The sequence below is a fragment of the Xenorhabdus sp. IM139775 genome, assembly GCF_028598745.1.
Lineage (GTDB): Bacteria > Pseudomonadota > Gammaproteobacteria > Enterobacterales > Enterobacteriaceae > Xenorhabdus.
On sequence record NZ_JAQRFK010000055.1, the window covers coordinates 1 to 23,044 of the forward strand.

Below are 23,044 nucleotides of genomic sequence, written 5' to 3' on the forward strand. Positions count from 1 at the left end.
TTAAATAGCGTTTCAAAATGACAAGATTGCAAACTCTCACCATGATGAAAATCTATTTAAGCTGGCGAAAAGAAAAGCGGGTAAAAAAGAAAATAAGCCGGAATAAAATGCTCTGTATCGCCAGACGAGATCCTTCTCTTTCTTGAATAAAAATTCACTCTTTCGCATAATGTTGGCCTGATAACGGATTCAACGATGGTGAAATATGCGTGTCCCTTCGAAACAGGAAGATTTGGTAAAAGCTTTCAAGGCATTATTGAAAGAAGAAAAGTTCAGCTCTCAAGGTGAAATTGTTTCAGCACTTCAGGACGAGGGGTTTGAAAATATCAACCAATCTAAAGTTTCCAGAATGCTGACGAAATTTGGTGCTGTCCGAACCCGTAATGCAAAAATGGAAATGGTCTACTGCTTACCCGCAGAATTGGGCGTACCCACTGCCACCAGCCCATTAAAAAATCTGGTCTTAGATGTCGATTATAATCATTGTGTTGTCGTCATACGAACCAGTCCTGGCGCAGCGCAATTAATTGCACGCCTGTTAGATTCATTGGGGAAAGCAGAAGGCATTCTTGGCAGCATTGCCGGTGATGACACCATTTTCTCCACCCCAGCACAAAACTTTACGACGAAACAACTCTACGAAGCCATTCTCAACCTGTTTGAACAGGAACTTTAATCTTATATATGATGAAAAGAGGATCGTTCTATGGGCACGATCCCCTTATTACTGAATATCTTATAATGACTTAAGCTACATTTGCTTTGTTCGCCAGTGCCGCCAGCAGCTTCTCGTGAATGCCGCCAAATCCACCATTGCTCATGACCAGAATATGGTCACCCGGCTGCGCCGTTTCGACAATCATCCTAACCAACGTGTCCGTATCCGCACTCCAACGGGCGGGTTGAATACATTGTTCAGCAATTTCAACCACCTGCCACGGAATATTGGTCGGTTGATAGAGAAAAACTTCATCCGCGCGTCCCAGAGAAGGCGCAATATCATTTTTGCCCATCCCCATTTTCATGGTATTCGAACGAGGCTCCAGTACAGCAAGAATGCGAGCCATGCCACCGACTTTGCTTCTCAGCGCTTCCAATGTCGCTAAGATGGCCGTTGGATGATGGGCAAAATCGTCATACACTGAAATGCCATTGACTTCGCCGCGCAATTCAAGGCGGCGACGGGCATTAATAAATTTGTCCAGCGCCTGACAAGCCTCCGCAGGTTGAACCCCCACATGATGGGCTGCCGCAATCGCCATCAAGCCATTATGCATATTGTGTTCACCGACTAATGACCACTTCACTTCCCCAACCGGTTCACCCTGATGGAATACTTGATAATGACTGCTGTCCTGACTGGTTTTCTTCGCCTGCCAATGACCGCTTTCTCCGATCTGTTCCAGCTCACTCCAGCATCCCATTGAGAGTACATGTTTCAAGTGAATATCATTATCAGGAACGATGATCTTACCGGTACTCGGTACGACCCTGACGAGATGGTGGAACTGTTTTTGAATAGCCCCTAAATTTTCGAAAATGTCGGCATGATCAAATTCAAGGTTGTTCATGATCAGTGTTCGGGGGCTGTAATGAACAAATTTCGAACGCTTGTCAAAAAAGGCACAGTCGTATTCATCAGCTTCAATCACAAAAAACGGGCTTTCCCCCATTTGCGCTGAAACCTCAAAATTTCCCGGTACGCCACCGATCAGAAACCCGGGTTTATAGCCACAGTCTTCCAAAATCCAGGCTAACATACCCGCCGTCGTTGTTTTGCCGTGGGTTCCCGCGACAGCCAATACCCAACGCTCCGGCAATACATGATCATGCAGCCATTGCGGGCCAGAGGTATAAGGAATGCCACGATCCAGCACGGCTTCCACACAAGGATTGCCGCGTGTCATGGCATTACCAATGATCACCCTATCTGGAGCAGGATCGAGCTGGGCCGGATCGTATCCTTGGATCAGCTCAATGCCCTGTTTTTCCAGCAGCGTGCTCATGGGTGGATAGACATTGGCATCGGAGCCAGTGACTTCATGCCCTTGTGCGCGGGCGAGGATCGCCAACCCCCCCATGAAAGTACCGCAAATGCCAAGAATATGAATACGCATTATTTCTACCTGATATCATGAACTGTATCACTATTCTAACCACCAAAGCAGAGATTATAAATGCAATAGCCTATGAATCATTTGATTCTTTGGCTAAACTGCCTGCGCATAAGTGCGGCACAGGCAAAACAAAAGTGAAGCACACTCCCGAAAACCACAATCAAATTCAAGGCCCTTGTCATGAAAACATTAGGCGAATTTATCGTCGAAAAGCAGCAAGATTTTCCGCATGCAACAGGTGAACTGACTGCACTGCTGTCTGCCATCAAGTTAGGTGCCAAAATTATCCATAGGGATATCAATAAAGCGGGTCTGGTGGATATTTTAGGCACAAGTGGCGTCTCTAATGTTCAGGGAGAAGTTCAGATGAAACTGGACTTGTATGCCAATGAAAAACTCAAGGCAGCACTGAAAGCACGCGGTGAAGTGGCAGGTATTGCTTCCGAAGAGGAAGACGAGATCGTTGTTTTTGATGGCGGCCGAGCAGAAAATGCGAAGTATGTTGTGTTGATGGACCCATTGGATGGTTCTTCGAATATTGATGTAAACGTTTCCGTCGGGACTATTTTCTCCATTTACCATCGAATTACCCCGATAGGCCAGCCAGTCACCGAAGACGATTTCCTGCAACCGGGGGATCGTCAGGTTGCAGCAGGTTATGTGGTTTATGGTTCATCCACCATGCTGGTTTACACCACCGGCTGCGGTGTCCATACTTTTACTTACGACCCTTCCCTTGGTGTGTTCTGTCTGACCCATGAAAAAGTCCAGTTCCCGGAAAAGGGCAATATGTACTCCATTAATGAAGGGAACTACATCAAATTCCCACTGGGTGTGAAAAAATACATCAAATATTGTCAGGAACAAGACGAAGCAACCCAGCGCCCTTACACGACCCGTTATATCGGTTCTCTGGTTGCTGATTTCCACCGTAATCTGTTAAAAGGTGGCATCTATATCTACCCAAGTACGGCAAATCATCCAACCGGAAAACTTCGCTTACTTTATGAATGCAACCCAATTGCGTTTCTGGCGGAACAAGCCGGGGGTAAAGCCAGTGATGGCACCAGACGTATTCTGGATATCGTGCCAAATAAACTGCACCAACGAGTTCCTTTCTTTGTCGGCACAAAGTCTATGGTAGAAAAAGCAGAAAGTTTTATGGCGGAATATCCTGATAAATAAGCGGCTCGATTAAGCCATAAATTAGAATTCAGTCATCATATAAAAGAGGTGGAATTTCCGCCTCTTTTGCTGTTTATCTTTTGCTATTTATCCTTTCCTGTTTCAACCTCGCTTTCTCTGAAACTGATTAATAATATATTTCCCCTGATACGCCAGTCAGGACTGAAAAAATACCGCTTTTGCATAAAACATTTTTTGAAAGATAAAACGCCATTTCAACGCAAATAAATCGATAACTTTTTGTTATCAGCCGATAACAACTTTTCATTACGCACAACAACAAAATTTTTCCTAATGTATGTAGGTATGGGAAATATTATCTTTTTATATTAATTAGATATCTATACCCAATAAAACTGAAAATTGGAACATCAAAGGTGTAATGCTAAAGCGCTGGCGACAGCCCATATTTTATGAGGAATTCATATATGGACTCGTATATTAATCATAAAGTTTTTCGGCTTTCTATTCTCATGTATTCGCTTTTTTTACCTTTTGCTCCTACGAGTGCGCTGTCAGCAGGTGAAAAATTGCCAGAGAATAGCATAAAAGAAAGAGCACTATTACAAGAACTACAAAATGACAATCCCACTAATAAGGTGTGGGACGATCAAGCAACTATTGATGAAAAAGTGGGTGTCATCGCACAAAACATCCATAGGGTGAGTAATATTTTATCCTCTTCCCCATCTCAGTTGACTGAGCAGGCAAAATCTTACGCATTGGGGAAAGTCAATAGTGTGATCTCCACAGAAACGCAAAAGTGGTTGTCCAGATTTGGTTCTGCCAATATTAATCTGTCCATCGATAGAAAAGGAAAATTGGATAACAGTGCCTTGGATCTGCTGTTACCTCTCTACGATAATAAAGCGGATTGGCTATTTTTCTCCCAGTTAGGTTATCGCCATCACGATAGCCGCGATACCCTAAATATTGGTCTTGGTGGACGTTATTTCACGCCCGGTTGGATGTATGGCTTAAATACCTTCTTTGACAATGACTTTACGGGTCAACATCAACGGTTGGGGGTTGGGAGTGAAGTTTGGACGAATTATGTTAAATTTTCTGCCAATACCTATTGGCGTTTGAGCAAATGGCGTGAATCACCGAAAGAGCTGGACTATGAAGAACGGCCCGCCGACGGATACGATATCAATGGGGAGTTTTTCTTACCTGTTTATCCAAACCTTGGGGGGAAATTGAGTTATGAACAGTACTTCGGCGATAACGTCGCTCTGTTTAATCGGGAAACCAAGCAAAAGAATCCTAGCCTTGCTCGATTTGGCCTGAATTATACCCCTGTTCCACTGATGACAATGGGCGTGGATTATAAACTCGGAAACAGTGGCGATAGTGAGACACTCTTTCTGGCCAACCTGAATTACCGTTTTGGTATCCCTTTTGCGGATCAAATTTCACCTGCCAGTGTTGCTTCCATGCGTACACTGGTTGGAAGCCGTTATGACATCGTGGAAAGAAACAACAACATCGTGCTGGACTACAAGAAAAAACCCAAATTCAACCTTGCCTTGCCAAGTACATTAGCCGGATACAGTACCCAACATATTCCAATCATTCCTAATATTACCGCTGAAAACAAACTGAAGAAGTTATCATGGCAGGCTAATGAAGCATTCCATAAAAACGGAGGGAGCGTCATACCGCGTGGTAAGTCTGCTGAAATCGATCTACCGAGATATTCTGCCAAGGGGATAAACAGCTATACCCTGTCTGCTATTGCTGAAATCACAGATAGTGATAAGCCGATAACAACTCACATGAATGTGGTTGTGGAACCCTTTGCCATTAAAAATCCAAGCATCATACCAAGCAGTGACCCGATGATACCCAATGGAAAATCAGCTTATGATCTGGCAGCCACAGTCACTTACGGCAATAAAAATAACCCATTTATTATTCAAAACAGAGTCATACCAAACGTAAAATGGAGCATTGATCCGCCAGATGAACAGGCAAAATTGAACTGGGACCCCTCAGGAAAAACCGATGATAAAGGTCAGTTAACTGCAACGTTGAGCAGCACCAATCCTCTTGAGCCAAGGACCAAGATTCACCTGTCACTGGATGAGCAACCCAATCTGGAGATAAAAGGCAACACTGCGCCCTCTTTTGCCGTTAAGGCCAAAAACTTTGTGTTTGACCAACAAGGGCCTTATGAAGCAACGGAAAACAAACCAATCATTGTGACGGCGACCGTGTTCGATTTGGATGGTAATACACTCAATAAGAAAATGGATATGAACTTACAATGGACCACAGAGCCTGCTGACCTACAGGGATTATCGGTTAAACCCGCTCCGGGCTATGAAAGCTCCACGGATGAGGACGGAAAAATCAAGGCAATTGTGACCAACACCCAAATGGTGAAAGGTGCGAAAGCCGGTGTATTGATTAATGGAACATATCAAACTTTCTCTGAGCCATTCGATTTTATCGCACCGGAAAGTCTGAATCTTGCATTCGATACGATAACGCAATCACCTCTGGAACCAATAACCGCTGACGGAAAAGCACGCTATACCTATAAGATACGGGTCCTCGACCCGGAAAGTAAACGTCCATTAAGCCATCAGACCCTTAGCAAACTTAAAGCGGAGCTATTGAATACACAGAGAATTATCGTTCCCGCTGAGGTCAAACTTGAGATACCGACAAATCCAACCACAGATGCCGAGGGTTATTTAACTTTCTATATGACAAGTCAAGTCGGTATGGATGATATTTACTTCAACGTCTACCCGGACGCATCCGGTGAAAATAGTGCAAATGGCCAAAAATCCATGCCGGTCAGCTTTAATCCCATTCCGAAGCCGGTGGGAATTCTGATGCAAGTACCAGACTCACCCAGCCCCAAATATATCCCGGAGCCGGAAAGGCCCTACAACGTGCATGAAGCTCTCATCATTCAATTGACAAACGATGGGAAAACCAATTTGCATGTTGATAGCGATCAGACTGGCAGGATAAGAACATCAAACATCACTTCTTCCGATCTCGATTTGGTGGAAGTGGATCAAACAACAGGGGATATCAAATTCCTCAAAAAGGATTTCTCCGCTAAAAAATGGCCGGTCACCGTGACACTCACCAAAAGAGATTCTCACACAGGCATAACCTCCGGTTATTACTATACCTTCAAGCCCAAAAAATACATACTTTTCCCTGACAACTCACGCATTAATCCTCTTGGCTTGAGGTCAGAAAACATACTTTGCTCTAATGAGCCTCTCCCGCAGTATAAGTATACTTACCGTCCGTGGGCAGACATCGGGAGTCAGCTACCTGTTGCAGCGACGGTATTTGATCTTGGCGCCTACCCTCAGGTAACAACGTCGTCTTCATTGAGCTATGAATATGACGAAAAGCACTTCCCTTACCTTGGGCTTAAGAGTCTTATTGACAAATTGCCCAAAGAAGTTGCAGGCGTTTCTTTATTACATACCTATTTTCCAGGAGGCAGACCCGGTGACTATACCACCTTCTATGGATATAACTACATTAACAGGACAGTCGTGCCGGAAGGTAACAATAATAACTCCCTAAAGACAATACCCATTTGTGTCATCCGCGTTGATGGTTATGGTGAAACTGTTCCACGCTAAACCACAACTAAGATAAAATCAGCGCAGGCTCAATAATCATTGAGCCTGCGCTTTTTTATTATGTTTTTGAGCCAGCGCCACCCCCGAAAAATCCGAGGAATTTTGGCCTGTTTTGGCTATAATACCCGGCACTCCATTTTGGTTTGAAATTGAAGGAAACCGTTTTATGAGCCTAAATCATGTCCCGGCCGGCAAAGAGCTGCCTGAAGATATTTATGTCATTATTGAGATCCCAGCGAATGCGGACCCTATCAAATATGAAGTAGATAAAGAGTCTGGTGCCCTGTTTGTAGACCGTTTTATGTCAACGGCGATGTTCTACCCATGTAACTACGGTTACATCAACAATACCCTGTCTCTCGACGGTGATCCGGTTGACGTCTTGGTTCCTACACCATACCCACTACAGCCGGGTTCTGTTATCCGCTGCCGTCCGGTGGGTGTCCTGAAAATGACCGATGAATCCGGTGAAGATGCAAAACTGGTCGCTGTGCCTCATACTAAACTGAGCAAAGAATATGATCACATCAAGGATGTGAACGATCTGCCAGAACTGCTGCGTGCCCAAATCACTCACTTCTTCGAGCACTACAAAGATCTGGAAAAAGGCAAATGGGTTAAAGTTGAGGGCTGGGACAATGTTGAAGCCGCTAAAGCTGAAATCCTGTCTTCTTTCGAACGTGCTGCCAAAAAATAATTCTGGCAGGTCATTGCGGATATGAATCCCAAAACCTCTGCCCAAGTCAGGGACAGAGGTTTTTCTTGCTTTCCTGATGCTTACTCTGCTTTCTTACTCTTCTCCGTGGCGCTTCAGCCAGTCACCACTGGTTATCCTCTGTAACCCCTCAACCGATAATTTATAGAGGTAGATCCATGCCTTACCATAAGGTGTTTCAATCAGTTCCCTTTCGTACTCCTGAGTGTATTTTTTCAACTCATCCAATTCTGTCAGGATGGATGGCGTAATACGATAGACTTCACATTCGATTGTTCCTTCGCCACGGACAACCGCCGGATAATGCCCCAGATCATAAATTTCATAACCTTCTAACCGGTGCCCGCCTAACAATTGGGCATCCGTCATCCAGTGGTGATTGCCTTGTTTTCGTCTCAGGCTACCATAAACAATAACTCGCATCTTTAAAACTCAAACTCATAGAGCAGATCTAAAGCCTGATCAATACCAGATACCGCTTCCAGATACAATCTCGGCATGACACGATAGCGTAATGTCAGGGTTGCCAAAGAATCAAAAATACCCACACCATATTTCACCTGTAAGTCATTGGTAATTCTGCCACTAACCACAACCTGAGATTTATCACCCACCCCTTGGGTATCCAAAGCCAAATCAGAAACGCCAAACGTTTCCCCAATCTTACCGACTAATTGCCCACTTTGGGCAATACCCAACCCAATCAGCATCGCGGCCATTTGCGAGTTGTCAGAATCCCCTTTTTCCAACCCTTCACCACGTAACAAATAAGACAAAGCTTCTTGTTGTGATTTGACGGGATCAGAAAAAACCTCCACTTTCGGTTTATCTGCCAACCCCGTGACCCGCACACCCGCGATGACTTTATTTGCGGTCGATTCTGGATTACGGATAGCTTCAATATTCAGCAAAGGCTGATCCGGCGGGCCAGAGAACATAATGGTTCCCTTACGCACTTGCAAATCTTGCCCATAAGCATGGAAATTACCTTCCGGGATATCAATCTGGCCATTCAGCCCCAACCCCTGTTTATCCTGAAGGACTTTCAAAGCACCTTTAAGCTGAGCCTTCAAGCCAAATGCACTCAGGTGCACATCATCACCAATATGCACATTTAAGTTACTTTGAATCAAAATCGGTGATTTTTTCTTCTCGATGGGCTGGAGGTGCTTATCCAGCATCACTTCATCCGCAGAAACCCCAACCGCGGATTCCGGTAACTCCTGAACCGTAATACGTGCCCACGGGATATCCACATTACCGTCGAGTTTCAATAGGTTTGGTTTCGCTTCCAGCACCAGATTTGGACTGACATCCACCTTCACCATCGGCGGGATCGTGACACGGAATTTGTCACCATTGACGGCCATTCTGGCATACCACTCATCCAAGCTGCGCCAATCCGCATAACCACTCAGGTTTAATTGCCCTTTAGGCGTTTTAATCATGCCATGCAAATCAGAACTGGCACCGGCAAAATGAACCGCCAACTGGCCTTGGGTAATGTCAAATGGCAGCCAATGATTGCGCATTTTCACGACATCAACATTAAGTTGACCAAAGAGCAGCGGATTCTTTGCATTTCCACCAAGACGTAAATTGGCATTTAACCCGCCTTCCCCTTTTTCGTCTTTACCCAAAATCGGTTTAATCAGCTTTAGGGAAAGTGCCTGAATATCGACATTTCCCGATAATTTTCGGCTGCCTGCTAAATCATCGACCTGCACATCGCCTTTCAACTGCCCATTACCCGCCAGTTTGAATAACCATGCCAAATTCGCTTTGCCATTTGTCAGCCCCGCATGCAAGGTGACGGTTTCAAAATTAACCGGTAAGGTATTCCCTTCTACAACCTGACGAACTTGTACACCGTTCCCTTGCAGAGCCACTTTTGCCTGCGGCAATCCCTGATCTGCTGTCCACCGGATATCAGCATGACCACTGAATATCCCCTTAAGTTGGGTATTTCGATCAAGGAATGGCTGGATCATCGCCAAATCAAAGCGGTCAAGCGCCACTTGGGCATGACCGCTGGCTCCCGCCTCAATCGGTTTTGGGATACACAGGCGCGCATTAGGATTGAGCCAGCAATGCGTTCCAACGATGGCCTTTTGTTGCAGATTGAAGTAATCAACGGATATCGCCCGGCTTAAACGCCATTCACCAACAGGCGTAGTCAGGTCAGTCTGGTTGATATTGCCTTTCCAGTGCTCCTTTTGGCGATCAAAGCTGCCACTGAGTGCCAACTGGCCTGATACCGGCGCGCCTTCAATTTTCAGTTGTAATTCATGTTTCTTTTCTGTGCCCTTCGCGTTGAGCGTCAGGTTCTTGATCGTTACGTCTGCCTGTTTCAATTGACGCACCACGACCGATAGCTGGCCTTGGATCTGTTCAGCCGAGCGGATATCACCTTTAATCATGGCGCTATCCACCCTTAACGCATCCTGCCAGCGCAACCCACGGGCATTCAAATCCGCCATGATTTGCGGCGCTTTGATATTGCCGCGCAGTTTGACCTCACCGACAATAAAGCCGGCCAGCCCCGGCAGTAAGCCGTTTAATTGCGGCGCATGAATATCACCATCAAGTTTCCACGCCTCATCCGTCAGCCGTCCCTGAACATTCAACGTATTATGCCCAATGGCGACATCGAGTCGGGGAATATCCCACTGTCCCGCTGCGTTGCCTGACGCCTTACCCTGCACTTTGATCACATTTTGTTTCACATGACCATCAAGGGCAATTTCAGGGATCTGAAGCTGCCAGCTTCCCCCGTACAGGCTGCCACGCACAGCGACTTTGCCGTCTATTTTGGCCGGCCATTCCGGCCACTGTTTAGCCGTATTGATGCCATCCAACATGAGCTTGGCATTCCAACTAAGGGCTTTGCTCCAATCAACTACACCGGTAATATCGGCTTTGCCCTGCAATGCCACCAAACGCAAACGTGTTAACCGAAGCCATTCTTCATTCCCCTTGGCGTCCAACGTCAATAATGCCGGAGGCAGATCATTGCCCTTAATATCCGAACGGAGAGAAAGATCGTAATGACTGGCTTGACCATTCAAACGTAATTTGACGCCATCAAGCTGATATTCGGGCTTGCCCTGCAACGGCCATTGCAGTTGCAGGCTTTTCAAGGCCAGACGTACAGGCAAATCGGCTTTTGCCAATTCAGTCTGGGCATCCAGACTGGCGGTTATCGGGCCGGAAAGATTCAACGCGAGATCAAGCTGCTGCAATAAAGCGCCTTTTAGCGTTAAAGCAATCTGTTGCCCTTTTAAGTCGTCCAGGCCGACCTGATTTAAATCATCAACATGACCTTTCACTGCCAAGTTGACCGGCCAGTGTTCGGAAAGTTTTACCGTCCCTTGTAGCGCCAGTGCGCCTTCCGCAGCCTGTAAGCCCAATGTTTTTATATTGATTGCCTGCCCATGGTTACTGGCCTGTAGCCGTAACTCATTAATATTGATGTCAGTAGCCCCCGTCAAACGCAGTTGACGACCGTGGATACCTTCCAGCGTAATATCAAGGGGAATGGGAATATCGGGTAACGCCGCCAGCAGTGGCTTGGCAAACAACGCCTGCAAGGTTTCACCCAACGATTTTTCCGGTTCAGCCTGCGGCTTGGTTTTTTCCACTGCCCCGATTTTTTCAGATGCGTTTTTTGGCAAGGCCACCCGCAGGTGATTAATTTCCGTCGGCTTGAATATCAGTTGCTTTTCCTGCCATTGAGCCGCCGTTTTGAACTCATCCAATGCAATGGCGATACCATCGACCTTCACATGCGTATTTTTCAAAGACAGTAAGTTGAGTGAGATAGGATACGGTGTTTGTAATTCAGTCAAGGGGGACGATTCAGTCTCAGGCGCCGATGGCGGAAGTTCAGCGGTATTCACCGAAACAGTGACCCCTTCCGTTGTCAGCGCATTGACACACATTTGACTGTGTTTCAGGCAGGAAAGCCGTAGAGAAAGGTGCACATGATCAGCCTTAACATTAACGCCCGGCATCTGATATTTCACACCTTGCAGGGTTAAATCTCGCCAACCGCCACTGACACTCGCAATATCCAATCCGGGAACCCAACGCGCCGCACTATTAATCATAAAATGCAAACCCGTTTGGGTGCCGACCAATCCGACAGCAGCTATCAATAACAGGCCAACCATCAGCAGGAAAACGATACTCATCCTTTTTACCCACTTCATAGTTCAGCCCCTAAACCGATATAAAACTCAACATTATGGCTATCCGGATCTCCGATTGGCATTGCCAAATCAAATTTTATCGGCCCTACCGGTGAAGCCCAACGCACGCCGAATCCTGCGCCGGTTTTAAAATTAGTCTTTTTAATATCACTCACCGCTTCCCCCGAATCGACGAACAATGCACTCCACCAATTACCATAAATATTGTATTGATACTCCAACGAGCCAACCGCCAACTTGGATGCCCCGATGAGTTTACCCTGACTGTCTGTCGGTGAGATTTTCTGGTACTTATAGCCACGAATACTGCGATCCCCGCCGGCAAAGAAGCGGAGATCCGGTGGCACTTGGTCGAATTCATTGGTTTCTATCCAGCCCAAATCTGCCCGCACCACAAAACGGTGATCCTCACGATAAGTTCTTATCCAGACGTGATGTGCCTGTAATACAAAAAAATCGACATTGGATCGCCAAGTGGTATCAGAAATATCAAACGAGTAACGCTGGCTGTCTCCCCAATAAGGCATCGTGCCGCCACGCTGGCGAATGCGGCTGAGGCTGACGCCCGGATACAGCAGCATGGTGGTATTGGTGACATTGGCTTGGGTAAAGTGGCTAAGACTCCAGCGCAGGTTAACGCCGTACTGCCAACCCGTAAAACGATCCCAGTTACGGGAGAGGTTTAAGGTTGCTGTATCCGAAATCGTATCGTTAATATCTTTACGTTTATAACCTGTTTGTAGCTGGTAATATTCTTCAAGGGGATTGACCTTAAGCGGCATTTTGTAGGATGCGTCAATAACCTGTTCTCGGGCAGAAAGGTTAAGGCTGGTGCTCAAACTGTGCCCGCGGGAATTGAGCCACGGTTTTTTCCATTTTGCCTGAACACGAGGCCCGACATCCGTTGCATAACCGCCGCCCAATTCAACATAGTTGGCAGAACGAGGCACCAAGGAAGCATTCAGCGGTAATACCTTATCCCTGCTCTGACGCCCTGAGTTAAAATCCGGCACCACCACCGCAGAGTTGAACCATCCGGTGTCAACCAAACGGCGGTTAAACTCGGCTAATTGTTCTGAGGTATAGTATTCATCTTGTTTGAAAGGAATCAGGTTATGCAGGTAAGTTTCACGAATTTGCGATCCGTGGAATGTCACTGGGCCAAAACGGTAGCGTTGGCCGCTATCGAAATCAAAATCCCAAATTGATTCGTGTAACGCTTCTGCTACCCCCAACTCACTTTTTTTCATTACTGCATCAAAATAACCTTTCTTAACCGCCAAATTCGTCAATGCACTTTTAAAATCTTCATATTCACCGTGATTGAGTATCGCTCCCTCTTTTGGCCTATTTTTTCTGATCAGGGCGGCATAATTGTTATCGGTTTTAGCACCCCCTGCCAAATCAATATTCACTTTAGCGACCCGCACGGGTTCACCAAGGATGACCTTTGCCGTTAACACGGGACGGGCAGGCGGGGTATTCTCTTGATAGGTAAATTTAACGGTAGGTTCATAATATCCCAATGGACGAAGCCCTTGTCGTATCGCTTTCTCCACACGCGCCTGAAAACGGCCATCAGGAGCAACTTCATCGGTACTGATATTGGAAAGCTGGACTCTGGTATTTTTTTCTAATTCGCCGGAAAGCCCTTCTACTTTCAAGCGTAAATTTGCACTATAAGCCGATGGAGTGACGATAGAGACAAAAAGCGCACCTATGAGGGGATATCGTGACACTCGAACTCCTAATATTTATCTATCTGTAGGGTATTAAAAAAATGCCGTAATAAATTAATTCTGGTAAAGTTTTAAAGATATACAAGCCACATATAATGATAAAACTGGTGCATATACAGGAGATAATCTTGCCAAATTTAACCAATGAAAGACAACATGTTTCTTCACCCGATACCCTGACCGGCAGGAGCACGCCACTAACGGTATCACCCTACCATGACATCACACAGCATGCGATAGATAACATCCCTGAAAATATGGAAATTGCCTATGTCGGCATGGGGTGTTTCTGGGGCGTGGAGCGCCTTTTCTGGCAACAGGAAGGCATTTACACGACCTCTGTGGGTTACAGTGGCGGTACTACGCCCAATCCAACTTATGAAGAAGTGTGCACTGGCTTAACGGGTCATGCCGAAGTCGTCAGGATCGTCTTTGATCCCAGCAAAATCACTTATTCACAATTACTCACGCTGTTCTGGGAAAATCACGATCCTGCCCAAGGTATGCGTCAACATGGTGATATTGGTACTCAGTACCGTTCCGTCCTTTACACCGTATCACCACAACAGCATGAGCAGGCCATTGCCAGCCGAAACCAATACCAGCAAGCAATGACACAGAATGATGACCAACGCACGATTACCACGGAGATCCGCGAAACCGGGCCGTTCTATTTTGCGGAAGATTATCATCAGCAATACCTGCATAAAAACCCTGAAGGCTATTGTGGATTAGGCGGTACTGGGATCTGTTTCCCGCCATCGCTCAGGAACTAGCATATAAATAACCCGCGATCAAAAAACGGCCGCAAGGCCGTTTATTAAACTAATGTTATGTATCATATTAATCTTATTACATTATTCATTAGTCGATGAGCAGTGATAAAAAATCACCCCATTTCGGTTTGTAAGCGCAATACTTGCTGATTAACTTCACTCATTACATGAAAATGGCGTTTATCTTTTATTTTCGGGGGTAGAATTTTTCCATAATTGAATTCAAAAGCGCCCATATCCTGAATATATAATCGCCCACGAAATAGGGTTTTTACGTAGAGAGCAATTTTCATTGGGTTATAATGGCGAAAGATTTTCATCTCTGTTTTTCCTCCCATGCTTCTTACGATACATGCTATTGCATCACATCTATTACATAACATCTATTACATAACATATTCAGTGCATCAAGAAGACACCTCACTGTTATGCCAACTGTATAGACTACGTATATGGAACTTTGTTCCCCTCAATTCAAGAGCTAATCACTGTTTTAATATAACATTATGATATTAATGAGCATTATATTACATTTCTCTTCTTGTTTACTGCTAGCTTATGCTGAATGTTATCAAGTTGTTTATTTTTTTGAGGACAGACCAGTTAACAAGCGCTATGCTGAATATGACATTCCCTGATAACATGCCGCACCATGATAGATAAGGAATAAATATGTTAAAAAACATTGTGTTATCTGCAATATTGAGTGTAACGCCAATATTCGCATTCGCTCATAACATCACGTTAGAACACCCCGTTCCCGCGGTCAGTGTGGCCGATAAAGGTGAACTGTTGCTAAACAATGACAAGTTCAGCTACCAACATTGGAGCAGTACTGATCTTGCGGGAAAAGTCAGGACGATCCAGCATATTGCCGGGCGTAGTTCCGCAAAAGAGATGAATGATCCTTTGATCCAAGCCTTGAAAGAGGCGGATTTACCCAAGGATAAATATCAAACGACCAGTATCGTGAATACCGACGAAGCTATTTTTGGTACCGGCGTTTTTGTGCGCAATAGCCTTGAGGACAGTAAAAAACAGTTTCCGTGGTCACAATTTATTGTAGACAGTAACGGACTGGCTAAGAAGGCTTGGGGACTGGAACCTAAAAGTTCGGCCATCATTGTGCTGGATAAACAGGGTAACGTGAAATTTGTCAAAGATGGCAAGTTAAGCCCCGAAGAAGTGACGCATGTGATCAGCCTTATCAAAGCAGAATTGCAAAAATAGCCTAAGTTTTCAATCGCGCTCATTTCAATGTTGTACAGTGATAATGGTTCTCCCGCCGTGAACCATTATCACCTTAACCTTATCACCTTGGCATCAGAAAATGCTGACCCTGAATCCTGGGTTGAGAAAAGATTCGCGTGGCGTGTAACTTAGCGTTTTGCCTGCCCAATCTGTTACATGCGCGCCCGCCGCAATAGCAATCGCATGACCGGCAGCAGTATCCCAGATACTGGTTGGCCCAAAGCGTGGATAAAGTTGAGCCTTTCCCTCTGCAATCATGCAGAATTTAAGGGAAGATCCGACGGAAAGGATATCGTGCACCCCTAGCTGGGAAAGGTAATCTTTCAACTCCTCATCATCCTTATGAGAACGGCTGACGACCACAACCGGCAGCTTCGCTGGCGTCACTTTAATCGGAAGAGTCTGCCCATTGGTTTCTTTCCACGCCTGACGCCCTTGTGCTGAATATAAGACATTCTGTACAGGAACATAGATAACCCCCATCACAGGTACGCCATTTTCTACCAATGCAATATTGACGGTAAACTCGCCATTACGACGAATAAATTCTTTCGTACCATCCAATGGATCAACCAGCCAATAACGCTGCCAATTTTTCCGCTCTTCCCATGCAGGGGGATCTTCTTCCGATAACAATGGGATATCAGGCGCAATACGCAACAATCCCGCTTTAATGATCTTATGAGCGGCAATATCCGCGGCAGTCACAGGTGAATCATCCATTTTACGTTCTACTTGCAATGGTTGCTCGGCCTGATAGATCGCCATGATCGCCGCGCCAGCTTCCCGTGCCAATTGACAGATTTGTTGTAACATCATACACCTCTGCATTTATGGTTCAGCTATCCGCTATGCTTCAAATTGCACCTTTTTTGGCGGTACTGCAAATTGAAATCGATTTTGGGCATATACGCGTCGTACTGCGACGCGCACTGATTATCTCTCCCACGCTGCGGGGGGAGATAATCATCTGCCGTTTTACGGGCTATAACTTGAAGTTTATAGGGTATGCCATTTGAAACGACACTTAAAAAAACAGCCGGCTAACCGACTATTTTATTAATTATCAATAGCATTTCAGGATCAATAGCTTACAGAATTTCCAATAATTCCACTTCGAAGATCAGTGTACTGTAAGGAGGAATGGATGCACCTGCACCACGCTCACCATAAGCCAGATTGTGTGGAATATAGAGTTCCCACTTAGAACCGACCGGCATCAGCGTCAATGCTTCAATCCAACCTGGGATCACACCGCTGACAGGGAATTCTGCTGGCGTACCGCGCTGTACTGAACTATCAAATACCGTGCCATCAATCAAACGGCCTGTATAGTGAACACGAACTCGGTCAGTACGGGCAGGGATTGCGCCATCACCTTGTGTCAGAACCGAAAATTGCAGGCCAGACTCCGTGCTGCTGACGCCTTCATGCTGAATATTTTCTGTCAGGAATTTTTTGCCTTCTTCTGCCATCGCCTGCTGACGTTCACGTCGAACGCTGTCAGCACGTTCATGTATCTCGCGTAGCGCACGGTGCAGTTCTTCTACAGGAATAGCAGGAGAACGGCCTTCCAGCGCATCACACAACCCTGCCAACAATGCTTCCGGCTCTAACCCTTGTAAACCCGATTCCTGTAATTGTTGCCCAACCTGTAAACCAATACCGTAACTTGCCCGCGCTTCAATAGACTCAAAAGAAGGTGTTGTCATGAAAATACCTGTTATTAAATGAGTGAAGGCTCAAGCATAACAGCACTGTCTGGACGGGTAAACGCGTGAAAAACAAAAAACGCTGGCATTGCCAGCGTTTTTTGTTGTCACATGTTCTTTAGCTAATCAGCGATTAAGCTTCTGGAACGATGTTAACGTTCAACTGTGCGAATACATCGCTATGTACCTGGAAGTGAACTTCGTGCTCACCAACAGTACGCAGAACGCCGTTAGACAGACGAACTTCGCTCTTAGATACTTCAACGCCAGCCGCAGTCACTGCATCAGCGATATCACGAGTACCGATAGAACCGAACAGTTTACCTTCGTCACCCGCTTTAGAAGTGATGGTAACAGAATCCAGTGCAGTGATTTTCTCTGCACGAGCTTCTGCTGCTGTCAGAACGTCAACCAGTTTAGCTTCCAGTTCAGCACGGCGAGCTTCGAAAAATTCGATGTTTTTCTTAGTTGCAGGAACAGCTTTGCCCTGTGGTACTAAGAAGTTACGGGCATAACCCGCTTTAACGTTAACTTGGTCACCCAGGCTACCCAGGTTCGCTACTTTATCAAGCAGAATAACTTGCATTACCTTATCCTCTCAAAGTCGTTAATGGACTGAACCTATTACTGATGGCGATCAGTGTAAGGCAACAGAGACAGGTAGCGTGCACGCTTGATAGCACGAGCGAGCTGACGCTGGTATTTTGCACGAGTGCCAGTAATACGGCTTGGTACAATTTTACCACTTTCGGTAATGTAGTTTTTCAGCGTAGCAATGTCTTTATAATCGATCTCTTGTACGCCTTCCGCGGTGAAGCGGCAGAACTTGCGACGACGGAAATAACGTGCCATTTGGCTAGTCTCCAGAATCTATCAATTCAATCTGCTCGGCATGAAGAACCAGTTTGCTAAGACCATTGCGCCCATCATGGGAATTAATGAATCCTGCAACGGTTATTCGACTGCCGACCGTTATACTGTGAGTATATTCCTGTAACAACTGTCCGCTGGCAATAACGGGCATTCTGCACCATGATTGCCTGCTGAATCCGGCTTCCTGTTGCTGTGAACGATGTTCAAGCACAAATTGACAATGTGGAATACCAGATGGACTGACTTTTCGTATCGGTGCCTTGCACACTGTGCCAGTAAGCACCAAACGATTGGTTGTCACGGTAATTACTCTTCAGAATCCCCAGCTTCATCAACATCATCAACCAGGTCTTCTTCCAAGACCAGATCACGGCTGCGACGTTCGTCTTTAGCCTTAACCATTGGTGATGCTTCAGTTACTGCGTGCTTAACGCGCATAACCATGCTGCGGATAACGGCATCGTTGAAGCGGAAGTTAGTTTCCAGCTCATCAATCGCTTCTTGTGGCGCTTCAACGTTCATCAGAACGTAGTGAGCCTTGTGCAGTTTGTTGATTGGGTAAGCCAGTTGACGACGACCCCAGTCTTCCAGACGGTGAATCTGACCTTGCGCGTTAGCGATAGTCGCACTGTAACGCTCGATCATGCCCGGAACCTGTTCGCTTTGGTCAGGATGGACCATAAAAACGATTTCGTAATGACGCATTAGATTGCTCCTTACGGATTATTCAGCCTCCTGTCAGGGTCAGCCGTGGCCCATGGAGGCAAGGAACGTGTTTAGTACGGCTGAAAAATTGACGGGTCACTATACCCGTACCCTATAAAAAACTCAAGGTACGGGCAGAGAAAAACGCGTTTATTCTTTTTCTGCTAACTTCTTCCAACTTACTCCGAGTTTCAAATCAGTCGGAATAGATAACACATTACTGGGCACTTCTCTGGCGCATGACTTCAAACAAGCATACCCCGGTTGCAACCGATACGTTCAAAGAAGAGACGGAACCCGCCATTGGAATACTGATCAATTCATCACAATGATCACGCGTCAGCCGGCGCATCCCTTCACCTTCCGCCCCCATGACCAGCGCCATCGGGCCGGCCAGCTTGCTCTCGTATAAAGAGTGCGTGGCTTCACCCGCCGTTCCGACAATCCAAATATTGTGTTCTTGCAGTAAACGCAGTGTCCGCGCAAGGTTAGTCACCCGGATCAACGGTACACTTTCTGCCGCGCCACAAGCCACTTTTTTCGCCGTTGCATTCAATTGTGCAGAACGATCGCGAGGAACGATAACCGCATCAACCCCCGCCGCATCTGCCGTGCGCAAGCACGCGCCCAGATTATGTGGATCGGTGACACCATCCAGTACCAGCAGGAATGGGCGATCCAGACGAGATAACAAATCCGGCAAATCATTTTCCTGATACTGACGCCCCGGCTTGATGCGGGCAATGATCCCCTGATGTACAGCACCTTCTGTCTGGGCATCTAACCATTGGCGATTGGCAATTTGTACCGCAATGCCGATACCTTCCAATTCCTGCAATAATGGCGTTAAACGGCGATCTTCACGCCCTTTCAACACATAAACTTCCATGAAACGTTGTGGATCGCGCTCCAGCAAGGCTTTGACGGCATGGATACCGTAGATAATTTCACTCATGTCTGACTGATACCTAACTTACTGATATCTTCAAGATACCGAAAAATAGTGGGCGGCAGAATTCTCCGCCCTGATTGACGATGGTATGGATTAACTTTTTAAGTTGCGCTTTTTTTCGCGCGCTTCGCTTTCAGTTTTGCCGTAATTTTTTTAGTCTTGTTTGACGGTTTTTTCTTTTTACTTGAATGATTACTTGGCTTGGACGCTTCAGACTTCTCCGGGCTTTTCTTTTTACGCGAGGGGCTATCTGGCTCAAAATTAGCTGATTTTTTATGATCAAAATCTTTTTTACCACTTTTACTTTTACGCTCCGGCGCACCGTTTCTCGCCTTATTACGTGCCGTTTTTCCCTGATTACGCGCTTTACGCGTCGTTGAAAGCAAGGCGAAATCAATCTTACGCTCATCCATGTGAACCGCTTCCACACGGATCTCGACTTCATCGCCGAGGCGGTAAGTCTGCCCGGAAGACTCACCAATTAAACGCTGGCCAACATTGTCATATCGATAATAATCGTTATCCAATGTCGATACATGCACCAAGCCGTCAATAAACAGCTCATGCAAGCGGACAAAAAAGCCGAAGCCTGTCACGCTGGTAATCAATCCGGTGAAAATATTACCCACCTGATCCTGCATGAAATCGCATTTTAGCCAGTCTGCCACATCCCTTGTTGCTTCATCAGCACGGCGCTCGGTCATGGAACAGTGGTTACCCAATTGCAGCATCTGTTCCATATCGTTGTGCCAACCACCTGTTGGCGTCCCGCGAGGCTCAGCCGCATCGTTTTCTGGTGCGCCATTTTCTTCCTGTGCCAATAGATATTTGATCGCCCGGTGCAGTGCCAAATCAGGGTAGCGGCGGATGGGTGACGTGAAGTGGGAGTAAGCGCGCAATGCCAAACCAAAGTGCCCCCGATTCTCCGGCTCATAGATCGCCTGCTTCATGGAGCGCAACAGCATAGTTTGCAGCAATTCGCGATCCGGCCGATCAGCGACGGCTTTCATCACTTGTGCATAATCTTGCGGCTCTGGCTTCAAGCCCCCCAACAAGCTCAATCCCAGCTCGTTGAAGACCGAACGCAAATTCAGGATACTCTCTTCTTTTGGTCGATCATGGATACGATATAATGCGGGTTCATGGTGTTTTTCAACAAAGCGGGCGGCGGCAATGTTCGCCAAGATCATACACTCTTCGATAAGCTTATGCGCATCGTTGCGTACAACGGGTTCAATACGGTCAATGCGGCGCTCTGCATTAAAGATAAACTTGGCTTCTTCCGATTCAAATGAAATAGCGCCCCGCTCTTCACGCGCCTGTTCCAGTGCTTGATAAAGCTCATGCAGGTGCCCGATATGTTTTACCAGTGGCTTGTAGTGCTCACGCAACTCTTGATCGCCCTGCAAAATCTTCCACACTTTTGTATAAGTCAAACGGGCATGTGAATTCATCACCGCTTCGTAAAACTTATAGGAAGAGAGTTTACCTTGGGCGGAAACCGTCATTTCACACACCATACACAGGCGGTCAACGTCTGGATTCAGGGAGCACAATCCATTAGACAACACTTCCGGCAGCATAGGTACGACTTGGGACGGGAAATAAACCGAGTTACCACGGCTGCATGCTTCACTATCCAATGCCGTTTGCGGACGAACATAGTAGCTGACATCCGCAATGGCTACCCATAACCGCCAACCGCCACCGCGTTTTCTTTCGCAATACACCGCATCGTCAAAGTCTCGTGCATCTTCACCATCAATGGTCACCAGCGGCAACTCACGTAAGTCTACACGGCCTTGCTTAGCGGATTCCGGTACATTTTCATCCAAATCCGCGATCTGTTTTTCTACCATTGGCGGCCAGATATGGGGAATTTCATGGGTACGCAGCGCAATTTCAACCGCCATGTTTGTGCCCATGGTTTCGCCCAGTACTTCAACAATTTTACCGATGGCTTTAGTCCGGCGGGTAGCGCGATTTGTCAATTCAACCACCACGACATTCCCCATTCTCGCCCCGCAGGTTGCTTCTTTCGGGATCAAGATATCGAAACACAGGCGGCTATCATCAGGGACGACAAATCCCATGCCCGCGTCGATAAAATAGCGGCCAACAATCTGGCTACTCTTTGGCTCCAAAACCCGCACAATACGCACTTCAATGCGGCCTTTCCTGTCTGGAAGCAAAGGTTGTGCCAGTACGACATCACCGTGGATTGCCATTTTCATCTGCTCGGCTGACAGAAAATAATCTTCTTTATGGCCTTCCACACGCAGAAAACCATAGCCATCACGGTGGCCAATTACCGTGCCTTTCAATAAATCCAACCGTTCCGGCAACGCATAACATTGACGACGGGTAAAAACCAACTGCCCATCACGTTCCATTGCCCGCAAACGTCGGCGCAATGCTTCCTGTGCATCTGGCGTGGTTAACTGAAGTTCTTGTGCTAATTCCTGACGGCTTACCGGGATGGTGTGTTTAGAAATGATATCCAAGATGTATTCACGGCTTGGGATAGGAGATTCGTACTTTTCAGCCTCTCGTTCCCGAAAAGGATCTTTTGACATCGTCGTTCCTCTGTTGTCATCAGCAAGCTGTTTATCCCCTTGCTTCACTTAACCAAAAGCAATTGATAAAGGGGACGATTGTCTTTGACCATATCGGCCACAGTATATTTATCCAACTCTTCCAAAAAATTTTCTACCGCTTGATTCAAGACTGACTTTAAGCGACATGCCGGCGTGATTTGACAGGCACTACAGTCAACCAATGACAGTGGCTCCAAGAAGCGAACCACATCACCAATGCTGATCTCGTTGGCAGGTTTCCCTAAACTGATGCCGCCATTTTTTCCCCTGACAGCATTCACCAATCCTAAGTGGCTGAGTTGATTGATGATTTTTACCATATGGTTACGTGAAACACCATAAACTTCAGTGACTTCTGTAATGCTCGTCATTTGCCCTTCGGGTAAAGAAGCCATATAAATCAAGGCACGTAATCCATAATCGGTAAAACTGGTTAACTGCACACTCACCTCTGGGAGACTGAATACCACGGAGTTTATTTGGAACCAAAAAATGTGGGTTTATTGGTTTTCGTTAGTTGATCATCATTATGTGGGTATTTTAAAAATTAAGCAAAACAGGGAAAAACAAAAACCGGGCAATAAGCCC

20 protein-coding genes are annotated in these 23,044 nt (G+C 46.3%); 6 read left to right on the forward strand and 14 right to left on the reverse strand.

From position 1 onward, the window contains the following. The first annotated feature begins 205 nt into the window (after positions 1-205). Positions 206-676: a transcriptional regulator ArgR gene (gene argR / locus PSI17_RS12160; protein ID WP_273552217.1), complete on the forward strand. Its 471-nt coding sequence runs from the start codon at positions 206-208 to the stop codon at positions 674-676. Positions 677-746: 70 nt separating this feature from the next. On the opposite strand, the gene mpl is transcribed toward argR, so the two are convergent. Then, positions 747-2,117, reverse strand: coding sequence for a UDP-N-acetylmuramate:L-alanyl-gamma-D-glutamyl-meso-diaminopimelate ligase (mpl, locus tag PSI17_RS12165; RefSeq protein ID WP_273552218.1), 1,371 nt, complete (start codon positions 2,115-2,117; stop codon positions 747-749). Positions 2,118-2,297: 180 nt separating this feature from the next. Between mpl and fbp the strand changes: the two genes are divergently transcribed. The 3 genes from fbp to ppa all read left to right on the forward strand — a co-directional run bounded on the left by fbp (position 2,298) and on the right by ppa (position 7,622). Beyond that, positions 2,298-3,302 carry a class 1 fructose-bisphosphatase gene (gene fbp, locus PSI17_RS12170; RefSeq protein WP_273552219.1) on the forward strand — a complete coding sequence of 335 codons (1,005 nt, stop codon included), beginning with the start codon at positions 2,298-2,300 and terminating at the stop codon, positions 3,300-3,302. A gap of 530 nt (positions 3,303-3,832) precedes the next feature. Continuing rightward, positions 3,833-6,925 (forward strand): inverse autotransporter beta domain-containing protein, encoded by a 3,093-nt coding sequence (locus PSI17_RS12175; protein WP_273552220.1) that lies wholly within the window; start codon positions 3,833-3,835, stop codon positions 6,923-6,925. Between the two features lie 166 nt (positions 6,926-7,091). Then, entirely contained in the window at positions 7,092-7,622 is a 531-nt protein-coding gene (ppa, locus tag PSI17_RS12180) for an inorganic diphosphatase (protein ID WP_273552221.1), read from the forward strand. Between the two features lie 93 nt (positions 7,623-7,715). On the opposite strand, the gene PSI17_RS12185 is transcribed toward ppa, so the two are convergent. Genes PSI17_RS12185 through tamA form a run of 3 tightly spaced genes read right to left on the reverse strand, consistent with a single transcriptional unit; the run spans position 7,716 to position 13,590 of the window. Then, positions 7,716-8,063 (reverse strand): gamma-glutamylcyclotransferase family protein, encoded by a 348-nt coding sequence (locus PSI17_RS12185; RefSeq protein ID WP_273552222.1) that lies wholly within the window; start codon positions 8,061-8,063, stop codon positions 7,716-7,718. Positions 8,064-8,065: 2 nt separating this feature from the next. Then, positions 8,066-11,851: an autotransporter assembly complex protein TamB gene (gene tamB, locus PSI17_RS12190; protein WP_273552223.1), complete on the reverse strand. Its 3,786-nt coding sequence runs from the start codon at positions 11,849-11,851 to the stop codon at positions 8,066-8,068. Continuing rightward, positions 11,848-13,590 (reverse strand): autotransporter assembly complex protein TamA, encoded by a 1,743-nt coding sequence (tamA, locus tag PSI17_RS12195; RefSeq protein WP_273552224.1) that lies wholly within the window; start codon positions 13,588-13,590, stop codon positions 11,848-11,850. The genes tamB and tamA overlap by 4 nt, the downstream gene beginning before the upstream one ends. Before the next feature lie 128 nt (positions 13,591-13,718). On the opposite strand from tamA, the gene msrA reads away from it, so the two are divergent. Continuing rightward, positions 13,719-14,366, forward strand: coding sequence for a peptide-methionine (S)-S-oxide reductase MsrA (gene msrA / locus PSI17_RS12200; protein WP_273552225.1), 648 nt, complete (start codon positions 13,719-13,721; stop codon positions 14,364-14,366). 113 nt (positions 14,367-14,479) lie between these two features. Here msrA and PSI17_RS12205 read toward each other — a convergent pair whose 3' ends face one another. Then, the gene (locus PSI17_RS12205) at positions 14,480-14,686 is read right to left on the reverse strand and encodes a DUF1107 domain-containing protein (RefSeq protein ID WP_045968269.1); all 207 of its coding nucleotides are present in this window, start codon (positions 14,684-14,686) and stop codon (positions 14,480-14,482) included. 352 nt (positions 14,687-15,038) lie between these two features. Here PSI17_RS12205 and PSI17_RS12210 point away from each other — a divergent pair, with 352 nt between their 5' ends. Continuing rightward, complete coding sequence (locus tag PSI17_RS12210) at positions 15,039-15,596, forward strand: YtfJ family protein (protein ID WP_273552226.1); 558 nt, start codon at positions 15,039-15,041, stop codon at positions 15,594-15,596. Between the two features lie 93 nt (positions 15,597-15,689). Here PSI17_RS12210 and cysQ read toward each other — a convergent pair whose 3' ends face one another. The 9 genes from cysQ to nsrR form a co-directional block, all read right to left on the reverse strand. Next, on the reverse strand, positions 15,690-16,433 hold the full coding sequence (gene cysQ / locus PSI17_RS12215; protein WP_273552234.1) for a 3'(2'),5'-bisphosphate nucleotidase CysQ: 744 nt from the start codon (positions 16,431-16,433) through the stop codon (positions 15,690-15,692). 275 nt (positions 16,434-16,708) lie between these two features. Further along, positions 16,709-17,329: an FKBP-type peptidyl-prolyl cis-trans isomerase gene (gene fklB, locus PSI17_RS12220; protein WP_273552227.1), complete on the reverse strand. Its 621-nt coding sequence runs from the start codon at positions 17,327-17,329 to the stop codon at positions 16,709-16,711. A gap of 133 nt (positions 17,330-17,462) precedes the next feature. Further along, entirely contained in the window at positions 17,463-17,915 is a 453-nt protein-coding gene (gene rplI / locus PSI17_RS12225) for a 50S ribosomal protein L9 (protein ID WP_273552228.1), read from the reverse strand. A gap of 38 nt (positions 17,916-17,953) precedes the next feature. Continuing rightward, complete coding sequence (rpsR, locus tag PSI17_RS12230; protein WP_000135199.1) at positions 17,954-18,181, reverse strand: 30S ribosomal protein S18; 228 nt, start codon at positions 18,179-18,181, stop codon at positions 17,954-17,956. Between the two features lie 4 nt (positions 18,182-18,185). Next, positions 18,186-18,503 carry a primosomal replication protein N gene (priB, locus tag PSI17_RS12235; RefSeq protein WP_273552229.1) on the reverse strand — a complete coding sequence of 106 codons (318 nt, stop codon included), beginning with the start codon at positions 18,501-18,503 and terminating at the stop codon, positions 18,186-18,188. Between the two features lie 5 nt (positions 18,504-18,508). Further along, entirely contained in the window at positions 18,509-18,907 is a 399-nt protein-coding gene (gene rpsF, locus PSI17_RS12240) for a 30S ribosomal protein S6 (RefSeq protein ID WP_273552230.1), read from the reverse strand. Positions 18,908-19,124: 217 nt separating this feature from the next. Next, entirely contained in the window at positions 19,125-19,862 is a 738-nt protein-coding gene (gene rlmB / locus PSI17_RS12245; protein WP_273552231.1) for a 23S rRNA (guanosine(2251)-2'-O)-methyltransferase RlmB, read from the reverse strand. 98 nt (positions 19,863-19,960) lie between these two features. Beyond that, positions 19,961-22,435, reverse strand: coding sequence for a ribonuclease R (gene rnr / locus PSI17_RS12250; RefSeq protein WP_273552232.1), 2,475 nt, complete (start codon positions 22,433-22,435; stop codon positions 19,961-19,963). A gap of 44 nt (positions 22,436-22,479) precedes the next feature. Continuing rightward, the gene (gene nsrR, locus PSI17_RS12255) at positions 22,480-22,899 is read right to left on the reverse strand and encodes a nitric oxide-sensing transcriptional repressor NsrR (protein WP_273552233.1); all 420 of its coding nucleotides are present in this window, start codon (positions 22,897-22,899) and stop codon (positions 22,480-22,482) included. Between the last annotated feature and the right edge of the window lie 145 nt (positions 22,900-23,044).